This window comes from Polaromonas sp. P4_H1 (assembly GCF_056400945.1).
On sequence record NZ_JBFUKG010000126.1, the window covers coordinates 1 to 550 of the forward strand.

The following is a 550-nucleotide window of genomic DNA, read 5'->3' on the forward strand; positions in this document are numbered from 1 at the left end:
GTTATATCCGCGCCCAGATCGCAAAGACGCCGATCATGACGGTGTCCAAAGTGTGGGACAACGGCTTCCGTCACGTCACATCGTCGGGGCGCGAAATCAAGACGCCGGACGATCTCAAGAACTTTAAGGTTCGTGTCCCGCCGGCGCCGATCCTGACCTCGCTGTTCAAGGCGTTGCAGGCCGGGCCGGCCCCGATCAACTTTAACGAGGTCTATTCGTCGCTGCAGACCAAGGTCGTCGACGGGCAAGAGAATCCGCTACCGATCATTGCGACAGCCAAGCTGTACGAAGTGCAGAAGTCTTGCAGTCTCACCGGTCATGTCTGGGACGGTTACTGGATTCTCGGCAACAAGCGCGCCTTCGAGCGTCTGCCGAAAGATGTGCAGGAAATCGTCTCGCGTGAATTCGACCGTTCGGCAACCGACCAGCGGGCCGACATAGCGAAACTCAGCGAGTCGCTGCGCGCCGATCTCACGTCGAAGGGGCTGCAATTCATCGACGTCGATCGTGCCATCTTCCGCGATGCCCTGGCCAAGACCAGCTTCTACAG

1 protein-coding gene is annotated in these 550 nt (G+C 58.9%); it reads left to right on the forward strand.

The annotated features are described in order from the left end of the window. A partial coding sequence (locus AC1DS5_RS25475) for a TRAP transporter substrate-binding protein (RefSeq protein WP_477721025.1) occupies nucleotides 1-550 on the forward strand: 550 nt, incomplete at both ends.